Origin of the sequence: Spirosoma sp. KNUC1025 (assembly GCF_045160025.1) — a bacterium.
Taxonomy (GTDB): domain Bacteria; phylum Bacteroidota; class Bacteroidia; order Cytophagales; family Spirosomataceae; genus Spirosoma.
On record NZ_CP087139.1, the window covers coordinates 5,893,581 to 5,915,775 of the forward strand.

A 22,195-nucleotide genomic window follows, 5' to 3' on the forward strand; every position below is an offset into this window, starting at 1 on the left:
CTATAACGTTCGACAGCGGGTAAAGGGTTTAGTTTAATTACTTTTAACAAATACGAGCTGCATTCGGTCGGCCTTTGCCACTTTTTTTCGAAAATCGACCCATTCGGTATACGCGGCTGCTGGAAACGTTCCGCCATGCATGGTAATATGACGGGTATAGATCACACGGTCACCATCAAGTTTCAACTGCGCGGTATACTGCCCAAATTTTGAGCTTATCGTTACGGGTTCAATCTGGTATTCAGGCGTGTAGCCTTTAGGCAGCTGATACGTAACGGTGTCGCTGTCGTCATAATCGTATTCCGTACCAAGTTTGAGTGGCGCTTTACGAGGATGCGTCATTGGGGCAGCAGGCCCAAGCGCCGACATCAGATTAAGCGGCAAAAAGAGCCGCGTACCGCTAATGGTGGCCCAGCGCCGAATGGCTAGTTTTAAGTTTGCGGTAGCGGCAGGTATCGCTCCGGGTTCTTCTGTCAGCGCAAATGTATTCAGTTCAAAAGCAGGAATGGACGTGTGTTTGATCAGCCAGCTTCGCTGTTCATCGCGGCTCATGTTATGAATAATTGCGCTGTACTTATCATGCTGAAGACCCGTAAACCGAGTTCGTGCATCAGCAGTCGCATCGCCTTGCTCAGTTACGTTCACCACAATTTGCCGCAGTTGGCGATTATCCGTAGGTTGATAGACCGGAGTTTTAATCAAATGACTTCCGGCGGGCAGAATCAGCAGAGCATGTCGGTTGCCCGTAAAATCACTAAGGTACCCCATTGGATTATGCCCATCGGTACACTCCAGAAAGAGCGTATCCCGCTTATCAGGAACACACAGAATAACATGGTTAAACTGAAAGCTTGGGAAATCGATCAGGGCATCCGGTTCCGAATCGCCAGCCCGTACCAACGCCGGATAAGACGGAACCCCAACTGTTTTGAGCAAGGCTTTCATGTAGTTGGTGAGGGCTTTACAATCACCGTATTTATTCATGGCTACCTTCTCAGCCTCAATCGTTTGCCACCCCCCAATACCGAGCTGAATGCTGACATAACGCGTCTGGCTCTGCAAAAACGAATAAAGTTTCCGAACTTTCCCAGCAGTTGTTGTTTCGTTTTTCGTCAATTCAATGACCTGCTGCCGTAATGCGTCAGGAATACGGTCGCGGTTGTCGTTAAGGCTGTTATAGAAGGCACCTAAATCGCTCCAGGTAGTTAATTTTCCTTTATAATCCTGAACTTCAAAATCCGTAGGAGCCGTATACACAACTGGCAACTGTTCCTGAACCGGGGGCGAATGCGGTTCAAATTCTACGGCCGGAATGTTACTCAATTTCCAGACGAACGTTTTTCCGCCGTCGGTGGTGGTCGTCACAACTGCTGCATTCGGGAGATTCCTCTCTTTATACCGCAAGGCCAGATTAGCGGGCATATTAACAGTAAACGTAGCGTGTTCGATGGCTAGAAACTCCTCGTTCTGAGGTGCCCAGGTCGGATAAGCCATCAGGTTACGTTCTGTTGTTTCAACAATAAATTCGACTGTATACGGATACGATGGCTGTTTTGGAAACGAAGCTGTTTTGTATCGATCATCGTCGAAAAAATTATAGTCACTATACGTACTATAATCACTGATGTCCGCTTTTTTAAGCTTCCTGATTAATTTACCACCTGCATCATACAGCGCCCCTTCGAAGTTGGTAATTTTCGATAACTTATCGTACCACTCCGTCCGTTTGGCCTGACCGTCGCCCTGTTCGTCCAGGACCGTTATTACGGTACGGTTGTAGGTCTGGGCCTCGCCAATTGACTTTACGGTGAATACGGTTTCATGCTCCCTTACCACGGCGTGGGCATTCTCTTTAAGCGTAGCGGGTATGGTAGTGGCTTTGTAATCGGTTTGTGCCCAGGCCGTCTGTATCGTACAGAAAGCCAGCAGAACGATATGTTTCATTCGTTTTATTTTTTCTCAGCGATAGTTCCCCGTTTGAGTACAACCTGTTCGGCATGTTTCGCCACTATGCGGCTAAAGAATTCACGTACCGCCGGGTATTCCTCCGCAAAGTACCGAGTCCGACGTAGCATGAGCCGACTGACCACCTGAAGCGTATTTTCGTTGAGAACAGCTACCTGGTACGTAAAACGACCCGTACCTTCAGGCAATGTCACAATAGCGGGCTTGGGCATTTCTTCTACCTGAAAACCTTTCGGCAGCGTATAACTAGCCATAAACGTTTCTTCAATTAGCACGCCGAAGTCGACCGGGTACAGCCGCTGTTCTTCTTTAAACGGATTCACTGTTCGGGCTTCGGTTAGCATTGGATGGAGATACAGGCGGTCGCCAGCCCGCCCAGTGGCCTCAGGAATGGTGATGGTATAGCCGACGGTAAAACTGGGATCGTTCAGTTCTGTTCCGCTGAAGTCTGTTTTTTCAATTTGCCAGGCCGGGCGTTTTTTCTGGATGGTTTCAACGTACTTCTTCTGGCCGCTCGTAATAAATTCCTTCCGGGCGCTCCAAGCACTGTATCCCTGGTGCATATGCCTGATCGTACCCGCTAGTTCGCCATCTTCAGTAAGCGTGAATGTACCCGTTTGGGCCTCCGTATCTTTTTCGGTCGGAGCCAGCGATATGAAGCGGGCCTTTGACGGATGCACCAGTCGGCCCGTTCCATTCAGACAATGCGTTGGCAGCATGCCCGGCACCAGATAGGGGTCCGTCGCATCGAGCAGCATGTCTTTTCCACCAACCGTAACCTGGGCCACTACGTAGTTAAACTTTCGGATCAGCGCATACAATTCGTTGATCTGGCCATTTTCACGCGTACTCAGAATAACCGGATTTGCCTCGATGTCCATCTCTCGCAGGAGGGCTATCAGCAAAAGGTTTATATCGCCAGCCGTTCCCTTTCTGTCGTCAAATGCCTTCTTTGTGTTATTCGACCACCAGGCAGTCCGCTCATCCCATTTGACTGTTCGCCGAACGAAGTCGTAGGCCGCTTTGATACGTCCAAGTGAGTCAGGGCTTTGAGCCAGTAAGGTTTTCGCCGTTTCGCGCAAAAAACCACCTCGTTTAATCTGTCCGCCAAAATCAGGATCAGCGAGGATGGTTTTGTCCAGGGTTTCCCAGCTCACCGAAAAATCATGCATGCGCATGTCCGGTCCCTGATAACGGGCCAGTTCAAACTCGATTTTGGCCAGATAATCCTCATCCGTCGTCATATAGACTTCTTCCCGAAAAGCCGGCAGATCTTTCATAGCAAACCGATAGGCCGAAGCCGAAGCGCCGTTCTGACCGGGAAACAAGTCGACAGACGTTGTTTTGTTTTCGTTTACGATCATAGCCATATACCCGCTCTGCAACATCTTGTAGTAAAAGTAGTCGGGAATTGTGATCCGGTATTCGCTCCACTTTACGGGGACTTTTTGCTGAAAATACCAGCTTTTGGGCGTGTGGCTAACACTGAAGGGCGTCTGAACGGTGTACTCATACTCGATGATGGAGCCTTCCCGCACATTGGGCAGCGTATACTTTTCAATCCAGACCTGGTCTGATGCCCGTTCGGTAAAATGGCCGCTTTTAGCCAATCGATCAATCGATACGTTCCCATTGATGAGGTTGTAGGTGTACCCATCAAAGCTCATGACCATCTCGTGCTGACCCGATTTCCCCCGTCGCACCGGCAGTTGGAGCGTAGCCAGACCATCCGCTGACTTCTTGCGAATGTGCTTCCGGATATGGTAACGGGTACTCATCCATATCTCATCACCATTTACAAAAAAGGTAACTTCGCCATAATCATACAGCACAACGGCGTCGGCAGTGGTGTCTTCCAGGGCGTACGTAAACTGGTCGGGTGAAATGGAGCCAAACTTTACCGCTGGAGCAGGATTAGGAGATTTCTGGCAGAATCCTATAGTTGCGCCTAAAAATAGACAGGCAATTACCAACGCCAACAAACGCTGGTGGGGCAGGGAAGAAAACATGAACGGTGGGTAAGTAAATTATTATTGATCTGCAATTTACTTATCGCAAGTTGTTCATCAAAACAAAGATCATATGAGAAGTAAGAACTATTTACTTTTAGGTAGTCATGCCTACTTTGTTAATTGTGTTTAAGAACAACCTGCTCACTGTGTTTGGCCACAATCTGGGTAAACAATTCACGTAATGCCAGGTACTCATCAGGCGAATAAACTGGCTTACGAAGAATTATTCTGCTATTCACCTGCAGTTGGTTGCCACTAACCGATACTTTATACAAAAACCGGCCACTATCTTTCGGCAAGGTCATGGATACGGGTTTAGGTAATTCTTCTACCTGAAAGCCGTTTGGCAGTGTATACGTTGCCGTGAAGGTCTCATCCATTGGAAACGCAAAATCAATAGGATATCTCCGGTAGCTTTCTTTGAACGGGTTTTCTGAATGGGCTTCCGTAAACATAGGTTTGAAATACAACCGTTCGCCTGCCTGTGTACAGGCATCTAAAATAGTAAGTTTATAGTCGACCGCGAAGGCGTCGGATTGATCTGTCTCCGGAAAAGTAACATCCTGTATTTGCCACTCCTTATGAGCTTTGTGAATGGCGTCTAAATATCCTGTTTTACCCGCCACACCAAACAGTTTGTTATTAATCCAGGCTGCATATCCGGCGTAAGAGTTGACTAACGAACCACTCAGCTTACCTGATTCGTCAAGGGTAAGTTGTGCCGTTTTTACTTCTGCTAATCGATCTTTTGGCAGGAGTGATACAAACCGACTGTTGGGCGGATCAATCAATCGCCCTATCCCGTTCAGGCAATGAACAGGCAACATACCAAGGGTTAAATATGGGTCTGTTGCATCTAAAAGTAAGGTCTTCCCACCAATGGTAACCTGAGCGACAACGTAATTGAATTTCCTAATTAAAGCTAGTTCTTCGGTAATCTGCCCATGCGACCGGGTACTAAGGATGACCGGATAAGCCTCAACATCCAAGGCGTGAAGCAGCGCGATCAACAGTAAATTAATATCGCCAGAATCGCCTTTCTTATTTGTCAATAAGCTTTTGAGGTCGCTAGCCCAAATTGAAGATTCGCCGTTCCAATTCATCGTCCGACGGACATAATCAAACACAGCTATTACACGACTAAGCGTATCGCTCTGCCTGTCGAATAGCTTTTCTGCCTGTTTCCGTAACCAGTCAGTTGGGACAAGCGTCTTTCCAAAACTGTCATTGGCCTGTAATCGCTTATCAAGAGCTTCCCAACTAAAGGCATGATCGATTCCCTTTTTAAATCTACATCCAGATAATTGGGGCGTTCAAAATCAATTTTTGAAATATAGTCATCTTCGTTAGCTACGTAGTTTTCGTGTTGAAAAGAAGGCACGTGCTTTATAGCATATAAACTCTCTTGTGCATCACTTTTAATCTGACCAGGAATTAAGCTGATTTTCGTGGCCTTAATATCTTCAACCGTCAGTTTGAGCGAACCACCTAGTATTAACCTGTGCGGAAAACCATGTGGAAGTACAATGTGTAACTGGCTCCAGTCGACAGGAATATCGCGTTGAAATCGCCAGGGCTCGGGGCTGCGGGTTATATAGAATGGCGTTCGTAACGTGTACCGGTATTCGATCACTGAGCCTTCCCGAACATTAGGCATTGTAAACTTTTCAATCCAATATTCTTCTGCTGCTTTTTCCGTGAAGTGAGCTGTTTTCAGGTCTAACGGATCAGCTACTACATGACCATTAACCAGATTATACGTACGCCCTTCCAGGTCGCTCATTTTTTCGTTAACCATTCCATACCCCCTACGAACGCTGGTTGCCACTGTAGCACGAGTGTAAGCCGATTTCCGGCGGATAAGCATACGAACGTAATACTTTAAAATTATCTGGTCTACCTCAAAAGAAATGTCTCCTGATTCGTAAAGCACTACAGCCTCAGAAGTTGTATCGGTCGAAGAGCTTAGAAATTCGGCAGGTTTAATTTCTCCGAATTTAATTTTAGGTATCAGCACATCAGCGCTCTGGGCAAATCCTATCGCTATCTGTATCCATATAAAGATGCTTACCAACACTGGCAGACGCAGAGTAAGAAAGGAAGAAAACATGAATGGTGGGTAAGTAATTTGTTACTGATCTGCAATTTACTTACAAGGCACATTCAATCAAAAAAAGCATCATGTGATGGGCTGGTAATTGAATAAACGTTATGTCGATTAGCGCCTGAGCAGTTCTTCCTGGCTTTTCTAGAATGCGGCTTTCCAATAATTAAAAGAGGATTAGGCAATAGAGCAATTACGTATCTGTCCGTAACTATTTTTATATTTGTTGCAGTACACTCCTCATTTTCATGGATAAATTAACCGCCGACGACCTTATTTACGGGTACATCAACGGTATTTTCCCAATGGCTGACTCCGACGGTACGCTGTACTGGTACGCTCCCGACCCGCGCGCGATTATTCCTATTCACACCTATAAGCCCGCCAAATCGCTCCGCCCGATTCTGAACCGCAACCAGTTTGAGATACGTATCAATACGGCTTTTACGGAAGTCATGCAGAGTTGCTCAAAACCACGTTCGGAAGACGACAGTGTCTGGATTTCTGACGAAATTATTAATGCGTATACCGAACTGCATCATATGGGACTGGCGCACAGCGTAGAGACGTATATAGATGGCAGATTGGTGGGTGGGTTATACGGGGTTTCGCTGGGAGCCGCTTTTTTTGGCGAATCCATGTTCCATCGGGTCAGCAACGCGTCGAAGGTGGCCTTTCATCATCTGATTCTGATTCTTCGTCAGCAGAAGTTTATTCTACTCGATACGCAGTTTATCAATGACAATGTCCGACGGTACGGCGCCATTGAAATTCCTAAGGCAGATTACCTGAAACAGTTGAAAATGGCTCTCCGCCACAAAGCCCGTTTTACAGACGCTACGTCTGAGAAAGTGTAAGTTGCTGCGACATTGGCTTTATCTATTCAGGTCGACTTGTCGTGTACCGAACACCGTAAATCAGGAACCTTAATCCGAATCTGCCTATCTTTGCCGGCATGTCGAAGCCCGTTCTTGTCCTTAAATTCGGTACTGCATCCATCACTAAACCTACCGGCGAACCCAATGAACCAATCATGGTAGACATTGCCCGGCAGGTGGCAGCCTTGCATCCACACTATCGTATTGTGCTTGTTTCTTCGGGCGCTGTGGGTGCGGGTAAAGCCCTGATTCGAGAGTATAAAGGTGATATCACCCAGCGCAAAGCCGCTGCTGCAGTGGGTAATTTACTGTTGCTCAACCAGTATTCGCGCTTCTTCTCCATCTATGGCATTTCTATTGCGCAGAGCCTGTGTGAGCGCCATCATTTTGCCAACCGCGACCAGTTTCTGCAACTCAAGCAGACGTACGAGGAACTCTGGGCGAATGACCTGATTCCAATTGCCAACGAAAACGACGTAGTGAGTAATCGGGAATTGAAATTCTCGGATAACGACGAACTCGCTACGTTGATTGCTGTAGGTTTCGGGGCCGAAGCCATGATGCTCTGTACGTCGGTTGGTGGGCTGCTGGATGCCAACGGACAGATTATCCGGCAGGTGACCACCTTCGATGAACGCGTATTCAGCGTCGTCAGAACGGATAAATCGTCGTTAGGGCTGGGGGGTATGGCTTCCAAACTGACGTTTGCCAAACTAGCGAGTCGAATGGGCATTCGAGTGGTTATTTTTGGGTTAAACGAACCGGATAGCCTGGGCCGGGCGTTACGGGGCGAAACAGGCACCGAATTCCTGCCCCAGCCGTCTACCCTATCCGCCCGAAATCGCTGGCTTGCCAGTGGTAGTCTGATCGTCGGGCGCGTACAGATTGATGCGGGGGCAGTACGTGCCCTGCAATTGCGTCGGAGTTTGCTGGCAGTGGGTATCCGAGCTGTACTCGGCGAATTTTCGACGGGCGAAATGATTGAGATTCTGGATGAAAAACAGGAACCCGTAGCCGTTGCCCGCGTGCGCATTGCGTCAGAGACGTTAGCGCAACAGCTTAATCAGCAAAACGTTGAGGTGGCGAATGCGAATGATATTGTACTTTTGTAATTATGACGCCTATTACGCCCCTGCTTCAAGCGGCACAACAAGCCGCTGCTGCCGTTCGCCGACTAACTCCTGCGCAAAAAACAGACCTGCTAACTAATCTGGCGGATGTTCTGGCAGCGCACACAGCCGAAATTGTGGCTGAAAATCAGAAAGATCTCGACCGTATGCCAGCAACCGATCCGAAATACGACCGGCTGAAATTGACAGAAGGCCGGGTGGCTGATCTGGCTAAAAGCCTGCGCGACGTAGCTGTTTTGCCCGATCCGGCTGGGGAGGTCCTGTTAGAACGGACGATTGAACAAGGGTTACAGCTCAAAAAAATTGCGGTGCCGCTCGGCGTCGTCGGTGTTATTTACGAAGCACGTCCGAACGTAACGGTCGACGTAGCGTCGCTGTGTTTGCGGTCGGGCAATGCCTGCGTATTGAAAGGCGGCAAAGAAGCCGATGCGTCGAACCGGTATCTGGTTGGCCTGATTCAGCGTGTACTGGCTGACTTTGGCGTTCCGAAAGCCGCCGTTACGTTGCTGCCCCCGACCGGGCAGTTGTCAATGAGCTGCTAACGGCCACGCGTTACGTTGATATTATTATCCCTCGCGGATCAGATTCGCTGATTCAGTTTGTTCGCAAAAACTCGCTGGTGCCAACCATCGAAACGGGCGCTGGCGTATGTCATGCGTATGTTGAAACCTCGGCCGATCTGGACAAAGCCGTTGCCATTGTGGTGAACGCCCGGGTTTCTCGCCCATCGGTTTGTAACTCTCTCGATTGCGTACTGGTTGACGAAGCCATTGCGGAGCAGTTTCTGCCCATGCTTACCGACGACTTCAACAAATGGAACGTAGAGGTTTTCGCCGACGAAGTTTCGTTTGACATTTTTGAGAAAGCCGGCTATACCAATCTGCAACATGCTCAACCAGAGGACTTTGGACGCGAATTTCTGGATTACAAATGTGCGGTAAAAGTGGTGGCTGGGCTGGATGAAGCCTTATCGCACATTCAAACGTATTCGTCGCGGCACTCCGAAGCGATTCTGTCACAAGACCAGCCACTGATTGACCAATTCCTGCGCGAAGTCGATGCTGCCGCTGTTTATGCCAATGCATCTACCCGTTTTACCGATGGTGGCGTTTTTGGCTTAGGCGCTGAAATAGGCATTTCGACCCAAAAGCTTCACGCCCGTGGGCCGTTTGCGCTTGAGAAACTCGTAACGGAAAAATGGATTGTAGTCGGCGACGGACAGGTGCGCTGGTAATTGGTGGTTGATTGGCGATGTCACTCGCTGGTATGGCCGGTCAGTATTGATCGGCCGGAGGCAGCGTAACCGTTTCTACCCAGTACACACGTAGCATGTCGAAGTAATTTACCCACTGCTCCATAGTAAGAGGTTTTGCAATGAACGAGTGTACTCCCAGATCATAAGCACCCTGTATATCTTCCGCCAGTTGATGCGCGCTGACCGCAATGACGGGCAAATGTGGGTAATTTAGGCGAATAGCTGCCAGAAGCTGCCACCCTATCTCGGGTTGTGGCAAATAAATATCCAGTAATATCAGGCGAACGGAGGGGACTTCTCGTTTTGAACTGGCCTGCAGATAATCCAATGCCTGAGGAGCTGTCTGGACAAAAACCGGCCTGGCTTGTGGAAACCGCTGACTCATGCTGTGAACAATAACCAGCTGATGCTCAAGGTTGTCTTCAACAATCAAAATAGGAAACGTACTTTCTGAGCGGCTTGTTGAGTGAGTATCAGTTGCTGGCATGAGCGTTGTATGAACCAGATCGATAAATTGTAGTTAAAGGTAAGGAGTTTCATTCAATTGAAGGCTAAATCCTACCAACTCTACCGTGGAAAATACCCAGACTCTTAAATCGCCCTTAACTGCCGTTGCTACCTATCTGCTTTTCAAACGGGAGGTCATTCTCAATGGCTGGCACACCCGGGTTAGGCAGGACCCTACCTTATTGACAGTTGCCAGTTTAACCCGTGAAGAGTTTAATGATCAGGTCCCGGTTATTCTGGATATCCTGGACAAACGCTTGCGCCAACAGCCTCCAGCCATCGATCCTATAGTGGTAGCAGCTGAGCATGGGTTACACCGATGGCATAAAGGCTATAAATTAACGGAACTGCTTCAGGAAATAGCTCACTTGCACCTCATGCTCGCGAGTGAGTTAGAGACGTATAGCGCTTTTTATACCGACACCGAACTTAGTGTTCTCTCACAGGCTCATAATCAGATCAATACGTTGATGCACGAGGTTACACGAGGCAGTGCGGCTCAATACAACGAGCTACAACGACAGGATGCTACGCAGCGCGCAACCAATCTTGAGCAGGCACTGCAGGCGCTAAGCGAGCTGACCCGACAGCGGGGAGAGTTACTCAGAAATGCTTCCCACGATCTGCGTAGCCATTTTACATTACTACGTGGTGCTGCCTGGCTCCTCGATCAGCCCGGTACGGAGCAGGAACAAAGTCAGTGGCGGGATATGTGGCAGCGAAATCTTGACAATGCGGCTACCTTACTCACAAAACTCATGGACTTGGCTCGTCTGGAAGCTGGTCAGGAATTGTTGCAGATCGAATCATTTAACGCGGGCGCGCTACTCCGTCAGATTGCCGAAAGTGTCCAGCCTCTATCCGAACAGCGACAGCTATCGTTCGAGTGGACAGGCCCGGCGGATTTACCTGTTGAGGGCGATTCGGTCAAGGTGCAGCGGATTCTGCAGAACCTGTTGATCAATGCGTTAAACTACACAAAACAAGGCTGGATTACGCTAAGCTGGAGTCAGGAGGATAATTTCCGGTGGATCGTGAGTGTGCAGGACAGCGGGCCAGGCTTACCACCAGAAATAGCCGGGCAGTTGGGACAGGCTCTGGCCCCGACGGTGGATTCGACGGCGGCTTTTCCCGACAACAACCATTCCGTATTTGTACCACAGCAAGTAGTGTCTGCTGAACCGGTTAAACAGAAAGGCGAAGGCATTGGCCTGCTAATTGTGAAACGACTCTGTGAATTATTGCGGGCTAATCTGGATGTTGAAACCCGCCCAGAAGCCGGTACGCTCTTTCGCGTCCGTTTCCCAATGCAATATGCCAAATCAGAGTAGTCTACGTTTAACAATTCGCTAATGAGTCATACGCACTGATTCGCTTTCTTTTGGATCAATAGCCGTACCACTCTCCCCACCATTTCTGCAAACTACGCCGGATTTCGGCTTCGCGTGCATTGTGGCCGGGTTCATAGAGTTTGTGCCCTTTCAGATCATCGGGCAGGAAATTCTGCTGCACAAAATTGCCTTCGTGCGAATGGGCGTACTGGTAATCTTTGCCATACCCGATCTGCTTCATCAGCTTTGTAGGGGCGTTACGTAAATGCAGTGGTACGGGCAGATGAGCCGTTTGTTCGGCCAACGCCAGCGCATCGTCGATGGCTACGTAACTCGCATTACTTTTGGGTGAAGTCGCCAGATACACAGCAACCTGCGACAGAATAATTCGTCCCTCTGGCATACCGATAGCCCGGATCGCCTGAACCGCTTCCGACGCCATAATCATGGCCGTTGGGTTCGCATTCCCAATATCTTCCGACGCCAGTATCAGCATCCGCCGGGCAATGAAAACCGGATCTTCGCCCGCTACTATCATACGAGCCATCCAGTACAGAGCTGCATTGGGGTCGGAACCACGTAATGACTTGATAAAGGCCGAAATAATATCGTAATGCTGCTCGCCTGATTTATCATACCGGGCAATATTCTGTTGCGCTACAGCCGTTACCAGTTCATCGGTGATGACCAGCGGCTCGGTCGATATGTGCGCAGAAGCCACTAACTCCAACAGATTCAGCAGCTTCCGACCATCGCCACCCGACAGTCTCAGCAACGCATCGTAGGATTCAACCGTAATTTTCTTCGTTTGCAGAAACGCATCCTGCGCAATGGCCCGATCCACCACCTGAATCAACTCCTCACGGTCGAGCGCTTCCAGAATGTACACCTGGCAGCGCGACAGCAACGCACTGTTTACCTCAAACGATGGATTTTCGGTGGTGGCGCCAATCAGGGTAATCTGTCCTTTTTCAACCGCACCGAGCAACGCATCCTGCTGACTTTTATTGAACCGGTGGATTTCATCAATAAATACCACCGGCGGAAACATCCCTGCCGGACGGCTTAATACGTCCCGAATTTCTTTAACTCCCGAATTTATGGCGCTCAGGGCAACAAAAGGCCGCTTGACCGCTTCGGCCAGAAGCAAAGCGAGTGTTGTTTTGCCAACACCCGGCGGTCCCCACAAAATCATGGACGGCAGCCGTCCGGCATTAACGGCCCGACGTAAAGCGCCCGTTGGGCCGATGAGTTTACGTTGACCAATTACATCATCGAGGGTACGGGGGCGAACCCGCTCAGGTAGGGGCGTTGAGTCTGTATTCATGTGGCGAAGTTACCAAATTGAGGAGAAGGGAGGAAGTAGCAACAGCTTGTGTTCCTTTCTTCCCGCTCCGCCCCTTCCTCCTTAACAAAAAACCCGGTAGGCTCAACAAGAGCTACCGGGTTATAAGAAGGGTTAGGAACAGTCAGCGTCAGAGCGACACATTTTCAAGCGTAACGTATCGCTTGAGGTTGCTCATGGCACCGAAAATTAAATTGTAAACGGACTGAATATTGATTTGCATGAGGGCCGAAATTTCTTCGTTGCTCATATTCTGAAAATACCGAAGGTGAACCGCTTCCCGCTGCCGACGGGGCAGTTTGTCAAGCGCCTGATGCAGGCAATCATTCATGAATGAATCCTCTTCGTGGGCAATCAACAGGTTTTCGTGCGATGGATCAGCGCCAGGAAGCATATCCCCTACTCGACGGCCATTCGTCACTTCATCCTGACTTACTAATTTTTGCTCAGCCGTCAGATGGCGAACCAGTTTACGCTTAATCGAAGCCATCAGGTAGAACCGTACAGAGGTCGTTGGGCCGATAGTGGTACGGTGTTTCCAGAGTTCAACGAACAAGTCGTGAATGCAATCTTTAATCAGCGCCCGGTCAGTAGCGAAATGGGCGCAATAGTGGTAGAGGGTTTGAACATAATTTTGATACAATCGGGCAAACGCATTTTCATCGCCACCGCGAAACTGATTCCAAAGGGTTTCGTCGTCGGGGCCGTTTTGAGTACGAGAGCGAGCCATGTGCGGGTGAGTAAAGGTTAGGAATAGCCTTGAGGTCTGTAAACTTACCCATAAAAAATAGAATTAAAAAAGTAAAGTACTAAAAATTTTTTTTGTCACTGTTTAATCGATTGCAAGGACACAAAAGTGAACTGTTTTCCATCAAATAACCCCTTATCGCTTAGTTTCAGATACGGAATAACAAGCAGTGCCATAAACGAAAGGGTCATAAAGGGGGCCGCCAGGGTACTTTTCAGCTCCTGTCTGGTAAATTGGTCAAGTGACGAATAGCGCGTAGCTACGTCGTAGCCCCCAGAATCGGTCATTAAGCCCGCTACAGGCAGAGGCAGTAGCTTATCGACAGGTAACGCTTTTTCGTTGTTTGCTCCCCCAACGGCACTTAGTCCGCCTTTGGCCTCGATAACCAGATTAATAGCCCGACAAAGACTTTCATCGTCGCAGCCAACAGCCGTGATATTGTGCGAATCGTGCCCGACGGACGAAGCAATAGCCCCCTGTTTCAGCCCAAAATTTTTGATGAATGCAACGGCTGGCGGTACGTTCTGATACCGATTGACTACGACTAGTTTTAAAATATCCCGCTCCACATCAGCAACAATCCGACCGTTTTCCTCTTTTGGTTCCAGCAGCAATTCGTTGGTGATTAACTGCCCATCGAGCGCTTCAATGACGCGGATTATACCGGCCGAATCCGATTGATCGACGGTTACAAGAAATTCCTCCGGTTTTTTGGGGGAGCAATGAAACTGGTTTACGTGTTCACTACGCAGATCGGGAATATTGGATTGACCATTCTCGGCCACAATCTGACCGTTAATGACTGTTTGCTGCACCCGAAAATCCGTCAACGTATCAACCACAACGTAATCGGCCGGATCGCCTTCGCGTAACAGGCCGACCGGTAGCCGATAATGAAGCACCGGGTTCAGGCAAGCTGCCCGTAGTACGTTCCAAAGGGAGTGTCCTTTATCCAACGCCCGAACTACCAGTTGATTAATATGGCCTTCCGCCAGCGTATCCGGATGTTTATCGTCGGAGCAAAACATTATTTGCGTCGGAAACTGGCTCAGCAACGGAATTAGTACTTCGAAGTTGCGGGCTGCGCTACCTTCCCGAATCAGGATATGCATCCCCCGGCGCGCCTTATCCAGCCCTTCTTCATACGTAAAGCATTCGTGATCGGTGCTGATCCCGGCATCGATATACCGTTGCGCATCGTCGCCCATCAAACCCGGAGCATGACCATCAACGGGTTTGTTGAAGGCTTTCGCCAGTGCAATTTTGGCCAGTACGTCGGCATCCTGATTCAGCACGCCCGGAAAATTCATCATCTCGGCCAGATAGCCGATTTCTTTCATAGCCAGCAATTGCCTGACATCCTGAACACTAATGGCTGCCCCGGCCGTCTCGAACGTAGTAGCCGGAACACAGGAGGGAGCGCCAAACATAAATTTGAAGGGAACCCGCCGGGCTTCCTCAATCATGTAGTTGACACCCGCTACGCCCAATACGTTGCCAATTTCGTGGGGGTCCGATACGGTCGCGACGGTACCGTGAACCACTGCCAGCCGGGCAAACTGCGGAGGAGTCAGGAGTGAGCTTTCAATATGAACATGGGCGTCAACAAAGCCGGGTAGTACGTAAGCTTCACCGGGACGCTCGGGGCCGAGTCGCTGAATGTGAGAAATTCGTCCGTTGGCAACTGTAATCGTTCCGTAATAAATGGCCTGATCGAACAGATTCAGAATATTCGCAGTAATCATAAAAGGGGCATTGATAGACATTGGTTAATTGTCATTCGTAGTCCTGTATGGCAAACGACCAATAGCCACAAACGACAATTATTTAGACGCGGATAAATAACTTTCGGTTATACATCCACCGAAGAATCAGGTAAAAGACAGCCAGCGTAACGAAGCCGATCAGCAGTTGTTCGTAAGCTGGGCCAAATATCTGGAAAGGGCCATGCCCCAGGTGTGTATATAAGGACGTAACAATGAAACGGTCGATCAGGTGTACGAGGCAGTAAATCGCGATGGAATTCATACCGACCACCACCAGCGGAAACGCCCAGACCCGGTTTCCTGCTACGTCGATCAGGTAATAAAATAAAGCCAGTAGCCAAAAGCAGCAGCCTCCGCTAAACAGCACCCAGGCGGGGGTCCAGATTCGTTTTACGATTGGGCAGATGCCTAACGCATGGAGTAATACGCCTGAGGCAATGCCAATCGCTCCGGCAATCAACAACTGTTTCAACAGGGCCGACGGAGTACGGTCAGACCGAAGCCATCGGCCTGCCTGCAAGCCAAGAACCATCGTACCAAGTGTGGGAATAAAACTAAGCGTAGCGTAACCACCCCGTTAAACAAAAAAGGTTTTGCGCGCGGAAACAAATTCAGAAACCACGTATCGAACGCCCATGCCAGGTTACTGTTCTTATTGAAATGTGCCATCAGCCCCGTATAATGCTCTGGCCAGTCGGGCGGAACCCCGACCGCACTGTAATCAAAAGCAGGGCCGGGCAGCGGATACAGTTCAAACGCCAGCCAGTACCCGACCAGAATCAGGCCAAACGCAATCCAGGTAGTTCTGGGGTTGGCATGCCCGAGTAGAAACAAAAATGGATAGCCCAACCCGATTTGCGTGAGTGTATCCTCGAACGTAAAGTTCGTTTGTTCGGCATGGGTGGAGCGCAGAAAAATACCGAGTAGAATCAGAATCAGCGACCGACGTAACGCCCGTCCAAACTGCTTTCCGAAGCCATGCCCCAGCGTAGCGCGACTGGCTACCGAATAAGGCAACGCAACACCAACCAGAAATGAAAAGGAAGGCTGAATCAGGTCATGCAATGAACAGCCTGCCCAGGCCACATGACTCTGATTGTGCGCCAGAAATGCCCAGAACTTACTGGTCGGAAACGCTTCATGCAACCGGTCGAATTGCAGAATTTCGGCGGCCATCAGGGTCATCACAAAACCCCGATAAGCATCCATCGACGTCAGACGACCAGCCGGAAAGGCATTTTGAGCAGCAGTTAAAGGTTGAGGCATAAAGAAGGTAGGATTAGGATGTCAAAACTTGGGACTGACACGCACATTCGCAAGCCCGGAACACAAACTTTTTTGGGAAAGGCTGGTATATTTAGCCCAGACACGTCTCTTTACCTCTAAAATCAGTTTTTCTAATGTCTGCTCGTGTATTGAAAGTTCACCCCGCCGATAATGTAATTGTTGCCCTACGGGATCTGTCAGCTGGCGAACGAATTGACTTCGAGAACGATACGTACGATCTTCCTTACGCCGTTGGTGCCAAGCATAAATTTGTGACCGAAGATCGGCAACCCGGCGATCCGATAACTATGTATGGTGTATTGGTCGGTAAAGCTACGCAGCCTATCCGGCGGGGTGAACCCATCACAACATTTAACCTGAAACACGATGCCGATCGCTACGGTCTCGATAAAAAACAGCCGTATTCGTGGCAATTGCCGGATGTTTCGCACTGGCAGGGCCGCACTTTCATGGGTTATCACCGCGCCGATGGCAGTGTCGGCACCCGCAATTACTGGCTCGTTGTACCACTGGTTTTTTGCGAAAATCGTAACGTACTGATTCTAAAAAGTGCGTTCGAGCGCGAACTCGGCTATGCCCAACCCGAAACGTACCGCGATCAGGTTCATGAATTATTGAGTCTGTATAAGGCTGGTGAAATGGATGTGATCAAGAAAATGGAGCCGTTTGTGGATGAGTCGCAGAACAAAACCCTGACGCACAATGAAAACCGGCAAGCGGGAAATCGTCCGTTTAAAAATGTCGATGGCATCAAGTTCCTGACGCATGAAATGGGCTGTGGCGGCACCCGGCAGGATTCGGCCTATCTGGGTTCGCTGCTGGCTGGCTTCATCAACAATCCGAACGTAGCGGGCGCAACCGTGCTTAGTCTTGGTTGTCAGCATTTGCAGGCCGATATGATTTCGGCTGAAATAAAGCGGCAGAATCCGAAGTTCAACAAACCCCTTCTGCTATTTGAACAGCAGGCCGGTACTGAATACGCACTGATGGCGCAGGCCGTAAAAGAAACCTTTCTGGGTCTGATTGAAATCAATAAGCTCGTACGTCAGCCAGCTCCGCTCAGCGCCCTGACGGTTGGTTTGAAATGCGGTGGCTCGGATGGTTTTTCGGGAATTTCGGCAAACCCCGTTCTGGGTCATCTCTCCGATACGCTCGTTACACTCGGTGGCAAAACCGTACTGGCCGAATTTCCGGAATTGAACGGGGTGGAACAGGAACTCATCAACCGGACAGCGGACAACGAAAAAGCGCAGAAATTCATTACGCTGATGGGCGACTATTCGGCGCAGGCTGAGGCCGCCGGTTCTGGCTTCGACATGAACCCATCGCCCGGCAACATCAAAGACGGTCTGATCACCGACGCCATTAAATCGGCAGGGGCCGCGAAAAGGGGGAACCGCCCCTGTTGCCGACGTACTGGATTATGCCGAACCCGCCGTAACGCCCGGTTTGAGTCTGCTTTGCACGCCTGGCAACGACGTAGAAGCCACAACTGGCATGGCCGGATCAGGTACCAATGTCATTCTGTTTACAACGGGGCTTGGTACGCCTACCGGAAACCCAATTTGTCCGGTTGTAAAAGTATCGACCAATACAAAACTGAAAAACCGGATGCCTGACGTAATCGATTTCGACAGCGGCCCGATCATTGACGGCGAACAGAGCATTGCCCAAAATGCAGACGCCCTGCTCGAATACATAATCCGGCTGGCATCGGGTGAGATCATTACGCAGGCCGAACGGCTCGGACAAGACGATTTTATCCCCTGGAAGCGGGGGGTGTCACTTTAATTTTGAATGATTGAGTGATTGAATAGCTGACGCAAACTTTATTCAATCATTCAATTACTCAATCATTCAATCATTTAAATTATGTTCCAACTTACCAACAAAACGGCCCTCATCACCGGGGGAGCCAGCGGAATTGGGCTGGCGATTTCTAAAACATTTGCACAGGCGGGTGCTTCAGTTCATATTCTGGACCTCAACGAGCAACAGGCCGAACAGGCTGCTAGCGATATTCGTCAGGCGGGGGGTCAGGCGACCAGTCATGGAGTTGATGTGTCGAATCAGCAACAGACAATTGCGCTTATTAATGACATTGCCGCTACGGGACCCATCCATATTCTGGTCAATAATGCGGGAGTTTCGCACATTGGCAGAGCCGATAATACAACCGAAGCCGACTTCGACCGGATTGTTCGCATTAATATCAAAGGCGTTTACAACTGTCTGTTTGCTACCATCCCACATCTGAAAGCAAATGGCGGTGGGGTAATTTTGAATATGGCGTCGATAGCAGCTACGCTTGGCTTATCCGAGCGTTTTGCGTATTCCATGAGCAAGGGCGCGGTTTTGAGCATGACCCTGTCTGTTGCTAAAGATTATCTGAAGGAAAATATTCGCTGCAACTGCATTTCACCGGCGCGGGTGCACACGCCCTTTGTCGACGGATTCCTGGCCAAAAACTACCCCGGTCAGGAGGCCGAAATGTTTGAGAAACTGTCGAAATCGCAACCCATTGGCCGTATGGCCAAGCCCGAAGAAGTAGGTTCACTGGCGCTTTATCTGTGTTCCGACGAAGCCGGTTTCGTTACGGGTTGTGACTACGTACTGGATGGAGGCTTTACCCGATTAAACAGCTAAAACAGGCCGAATCACTTTTTCAGACTTGACAACGATGCGATCAGCGTAGGGAAAAACGCGCTGAAGGTCGGATACAGTTTGCGGTTTTGTTCGTACCGTTCAAGCTGGCTTGTAAAATGGGCTAAATACCGCCAGTTACTATTTTGCTGCTCAACGGCTTTGGCATCGGCGGTATTGTGCATACGTAGTGCCAGTCGAATTTCACCGGCCCGAACTACGTATTCGCAAAACTGGGTATGCCAATCGTGGTACTGCTCATCGCCTTTGATCGGTTCATATAGGATATTGAACTGTTCAATTTGTGCTTTGTAAGCCGGTTGATTGGCCAGCGGATTGACAAACGAATGCCCAAATTCGTGAACAGCCAACCGCCGGACACCCTCACGGTTATCGAATCCCGGAGAGCTGATTCGCCCATCTTTTCCGCGAATGGCTTTACTCAACGGTGAAGATATATTGAAAATATCCGTACCCGTTCTGGAAATAACTTCCCAGCCCATTCCCCATCCCGTCTGAAAAAAGGGATTGATCAGCAGATGGTACCCGTTCTTTGTTTCGCCGTAATAACTTTCCATCGTAGGAATGAACGTAGCTGCCGGTAAATTCCTGCTGACCTCAACCAGCGCCTGTCGATAAACAGCCTCGTTGTCGGATAGAAAACGATCAAAATGAATGGCTTTGTAGAGCGAATTAAGCTCTGTGAAGAATGTATCGATTGCATTCAAAACGGAATCCCGATTCTGACTGACAGCTTCGGTCAATACATTGGGTAAATCGGTACGTCGTTTTGCCTCGGGCACTTCGCTATAGTACAAACTTAACAGGTACGTGCCGGTTCCCAATCGATCTTCCAACAACTGATACGTCCTGTAAATGGGCAGTTGCTGCACCTGCCTGAACCGATGAAATGATATTCGCATCAGCACACTATTTTCTTTATACCACGCATTGGTCAGCGTATCTTTCAACAGGCCAGCCGAATTTTGCACGGCCAACATATTGATCAGTTCAACGTTACGGTTGGCGTCAACCTGAATTTGTTTCTGGGCAACAGAAAACGATGAAAGCGTGCCGAATAAAAGTAAGCCGACGAGAATTTTCAACCGATTGAGTTTTTTGTAAATAAACCGGATTTTCGGCAAAAGTAAAACGACAGTCTTTGCAGCGAAGCAGCGTGGTGTCAGGTTCTGAACCTGACACCACGCTGCTTCGCTGCAAAGACTGTCGATACTACGTGAATACGTATTGACTCGTTAAATTATACTACCCAGTTGCCTCCAGTAGCGGTATCGTTGCCCGAAGTTGTCCGGGTTGTACCACTGGTTGTTGGATCTTGATAGCGGGTACCGTCTGGGTTCACAACACCATACCGATCAAAGTCATTGGACTGATTTTGGTTATCCCGGTACGTATCGTCGTTATTCCGTTCGCTGGCCGCCCGATCATTGATGAATGATTCTGCCAACGCGGTCAGCTTCTTATCGGCATTTTTTTCTTCTTCCAGCGTCTGCTCCAGCAGACGGGCGGCTTCGTTGTAGCCAAGAACTTTGGCAAACGTAACGACTGAGCCATAGGAAGCAATTTCATGGTGCTCAACCTTCTGACCGGCAATAATCAACCCGGCGTCACGGGTTAATGAACCAGATTCCGTGTTAGCCACAACCCGTTGGGCATCATCGGCCAGGCCATCAATGGCATCGCAGCTACCCTCTTCTGCATCCACACCTATACTGCTGAAAACCTGCTCGAGCCGGGCTACCTGATTACGGGTTTCTTCCTGATGCTGCAAAAATGCATTACGTACTTCATTCGTCGTAGCGGCATCGGCCTGTTCGCCTAAAGCATCAATGGCCTGTTTTTCAGCATAATAAATATCCTTCAGTTCCGTAACAAACAAGTTGTTAAGACCTTCCTGAGTTTCGGCGTCATCGCCACCGAAAAAATTCGCGATGCGTTCTCCAAACGTTGCCATAGCTTTACTGTTGGTTTTGAGGTTATAATTTGTTTTTCCCTCCTACTAACCAAATTCAGGCCAACCACTGATAATCTGTCGTTTACGAATTTGCCATAAGCACTTGTGTTGTCATTTTTCTACAGAATCTGTAGATTATCCCTACTACAGCTTTATACCAGCGTCGATCCGGCAGTTGAGAAGTTTAACACAATCTTTACATTGGGAAGAATTCAGTTCTGATCGTCAACTTACTGCGCCGACCGATTGATAAACTCGTTTACATTTTCTTTCGTGATTCGCAGCAGACCCGTGTTTACTGCGGTTGGTACGTTAGTAATTCCGACCTGAGCATCGCGGGCCGACAGGTGATTGGTCTGATGTACCATATCATACAGAAACTGCGCGCCATACCACGTAAAGAGTTCGCGTTTTTGCCCGGCCAGCATCTGAATCACCCCGTCGCGAACGAGCTGCAGATGCTCCGGCTCCCAGTCGACGGTTGTTATTTTTACCTGCCCGACCCGCTTTGCTTCTTTCACGGCCAGCCCAATTCCCGGTCCTGAATTGGAATCAAACCCGCATAAACCCGCCAGGTCAGGATGAGCAGCCAGCAGATCAGACGTTATGCGAGCCGCTTCTTCAACATTGGCCTTGTCATCAAATTTACCAACAACCTCTATATCGGGGTATTTTTTAATGACATCCAGCAAGCCCTGAAACCCGGCTTCCATATTCGTCAATCCCAGAATTCCCATGTAGGCGATTTTGCCTTTACCATTCAGCAACCGCACCATTTCGCGCCCCTGCATCTGCCCGATCTCATACCAGTCCGTACCCAGAAAGGCGTGCCGTTTTGAGTTGGGAATATCGGAATCGTACACAACCGTTGGAATACCGGCAGCTACAGCTTTGTCGATAACAGGACCAATAGCGGGGTCGGTGCCGTTGATGAGTAGCCCCGACGGACGAGTTCCGATCACTTCCTCAATGACGTTGATCTGTGCTGGTACGTCCCATTCAGCGGGTCCAAGAATCGATACGTTTACGCCCATTTTTTCTCCCCACCGTTTGAAAGCTGCCTGATCGTGATTGACGTACATCGGCATAGTTACGGCTGTTGTCACCATAACGTATTCTTCAGCCGCACTCCGGTTAGTTGAATCCGAAACTGTGTTGAGCACGGCCGACGTACTCGCCTGACGTGGGGGCAATTCGCAGGAAAGCAGACCAAGCAGACCGACAACCAGCAGTTTTTTCATGACATACA

Annotated in this window: 17 protein-coding genes and 2 pseudogenes; 6 read left to right on the forward strand and 13 right to left on the reverse strand. The window is 49.3% G+C overall.

Going from position 1 to position 22,195, the window contains the following annotated elements:
- Positions 1-33: 33 nt before the first annotated feature.
- From LN737_RS25785 to LN737_RS25800, 4 genes are all read right to left on the reverse strand, one after another.
- A complete protein-coding gene (locus LN737_RS25785) occupies positions 34-1,944 on the reverse strand; it encodes a DUF3857 domain-containing transglutaminase family protein (protein WP_405513333.1) in 1,911 nt (636 codons plus the stop codon).
- A gap of 5 nt (positions 1,945-1,949) precedes the next feature.
- Positions 1,950-3,974 (reverse strand): DUF3857 domain-containing protein, encoded by a 2,025-nt coding sequence (locus LN737_RS25790; RefSeq protein ID WP_405513335.1) that lies wholly within the window; start codon positions 3,972-3,974, stop codon positions 1,950-1,952.
- A gap of 119 nt (positions 3,975-4,093) precedes the next feature.
- A complete protein-coding gene (locus LN737_RS25795) occupies positions 4,094-5,104 on the reverse strand; it encodes a DUF3858 domain-containing protein (protein WP_405513337.1) in 1,011 nt (336 codons plus the stop codon).
- Between the two features lie 5 nt (positions 5,105-5,109).
- Entirely contained in the window at positions 5,110-6,087 is a 978-nt protein-coding gene (locus LN737_RS25800) for a hypothetical protein (RefSeq protein WP_405513339.1), read from the reverse strand.
- Positions 6,088-6,329: 242 nt separating this feature from the next.
- Between LN737_RS25800 and aat the strand changes: the two genes are divergently transcribed.
- The 3 genes and pseudogenes from aat (at position 6,330) to LN737_RS25815 (ending at position 9,323) form a co-directional block, all read left to right on the forward strand.
- Complete coding sequence (gene aat / locus LN737_RS25805; protein WP_405513341.1) at positions 6,330-6,938, forward strand: leucyl/phenylalanyl-tRNA--protein transferase; 609 nt, start codon at positions 6,330-6,332, stop codon at positions 6,936-6,938.
- 98 nt (positions 6,939-7,036) lie between these two features.
- The gene (proB, locus tag LN737_RS25810; RefSeq protein ID WP_405513343.1) at positions 7,037-8,071 is read left to right on the forward strand and encodes a glutamate 5-kinase; all 1,035 of its coding nucleotides are present in this window, start codon (positions 7,037-7,039) and stop codon (positions 8,069-8,071) included.
- Between the two features lie 2 nt (positions 8,072-8,073).
- Positions 8,074-9,323: pseudogene (locus LN737_RS25815) on the forward strand (glutamate-5-semialdehyde dehydrogenase).
- A gap of 40 nt (positions 9,324-9,363) precedes the next feature.
- Here the strand turns inward: LN737_RS25815 and LN737_RS25820 are convergent.
- Positions 9,364-9,831 (reverse strand): response regulator, encoded by a 468-nt coding sequence (locus LN737_RS25820; protein ID WP_405513345.1) that lies wholly within the window; start codon positions 9,829-9,831, stop codon positions 9,364-9,366.
- 85 nt (positions 9,832-9,916) lie between these two features.
- On the opposite strand from LN737_RS25820, the gene LN737_RS25825 reads away from it, so the two are divergent.
- Positions 9,917-11,182 (forward strand): HAMP domain-containing sensor histidine kinase, encoded by a 1,266-nt coding sequence (locus LN737_RS25825; protein WP_405513347.1) that lies wholly within the window; start codon positions 9,917-9,919, stop codon positions 11,180-11,182.
- Between the two features lie 55 nt (positions 11,183-11,237).
- Here LN737_RS25825 and LN737_RS25830 read toward each other — a convergent pair whose 3' ends face one another.
- From LN737_RS25830 to LN737_RS25850, 5 genes are all read right to left on the reverse strand, one after another.
- Complete coding sequence (locus tag LN737_RS25830) at positions 11,238-12,509, reverse strand: replication-associated recombination protein A (RefSeq protein WP_405513349.1); 1,272 nt, start codon at positions 12,507-12,509, stop codon at positions 11,238-11,240.
- Positions 12,510-12,657: 148 nt separating this feature from the next.
- The gene (locus LN737_RS25835; RefSeq protein ID WP_405513351.1) at positions 12,658-13,257 is read right to left on the reverse strand and encodes an RNA polymerase sigma factor; all 600 of its coding nucleotides are present in this window, start codon (positions 13,255-13,257) and stop codon (positions 12,658-12,660) included.
- A 95-nt stretch (positions 13,258-13,352) separates the two neighbouring features.
- Positions 13,353-15,020: an adenine deaminase gene (gene ade, locus LN737_RS25840; protein ID WP_405520521.1), complete on the reverse strand. Its 1,668-nt coding sequence runs from the start codon at positions 15,018-15,020 to the stop codon at positions 13,353-13,355.
- Between the two features lie 82 nt (positions 15,021-15,102).
- Entirely contained in the window at positions 15,103-15,513 is a 411-nt protein-coding gene (locus LN737_RS25845; protein ID WP_405513353.1) for a hypothetical protein, read from the reverse strand.
- A complete protein-coding gene (locus LN737_RS25850) occupies positions 15,510-16,307 on the reverse strand; it encodes a hypothetical protein (protein WP_405513355.1) in 798 nt (265 codons plus the stop codon). Before LN737_RS25850 ends, LN737_RS25845 begins: the two co-directional genes overlap by 4 nt.
- A 134-nt stretch (positions 16,308-16,441) precedes the next feature.
- On the opposite strand from LN737_RS25850, the pseudogene LN737_RS25855 reads away from it, so the two are divergent.
- Both LN737_RS25855 and LN737_RS25860 read left to right on the forward strand, forming a co-directional pair.
- Positions 16,442-18,119: pseudogene (locus tag LN737_RS25855) on the forward strand (UxaA family hydrolase).
- A gap of 81 nt (positions 18,120-18,200) precedes the next feature.
- Entirely contained in the window at positions 18,201-18,974 is a 774-nt protein-coding gene (locus tag LN737_RS25860) for an SDR family NAD(P)-dependent oxidoreductase (protein ID WP_405513357.1), read from the forward strand.
- A gap of 11 nt (positions 18,975-18,985) precedes the next feature.
- On the opposite strand, the gene LN737_RS25865 is transcribed toward LN737_RS25860, so the two are convergent.
- The 3 genes from LN737_RS25865 to LN737_RS25875 all read right to left on the reverse strand — a co-directional run bounded on the left by LN737_RS25865 (position 18,986) and on the right by LN737_RS25875 (position 22,187).
- Complete coding sequence (locus tag LN737_RS25865) at positions 18,986-20,077, reverse strand: DUF4932 domain-containing protein (RefSeq protein WP_405513358.1); 1,092 nt, start codon at positions 20,075-20,077, stop codon at positions 18,986-18,988.
- A gap of 155 nt (positions 20,078-20,232) precedes the next feature.
- Entirely contained in the window at positions 20,233-20,946 is a 714-nt protein-coding gene (locus LN737_RS25870) for a ferritin-like domain-containing protein (protein ID WP_405513360.1), read from the reverse strand.
- 230 nt (positions 20,947-21,176) lie between these two features.
- Positions 21,177-22,187 carry a substrate-binding domain-containing protein gene (locus LN737_RS25875; RefSeq protein ID WP_405513362.1) on the reverse strand — a complete coding sequence of 337 codons (1,011 nt, stop codon included), beginning with the start codon at positions 22,185-22,187 and terminating at the stop codon, positions 21,177-21,179.
- Positions 22,188-22,195 lie beyond the last annotated feature (8 nt).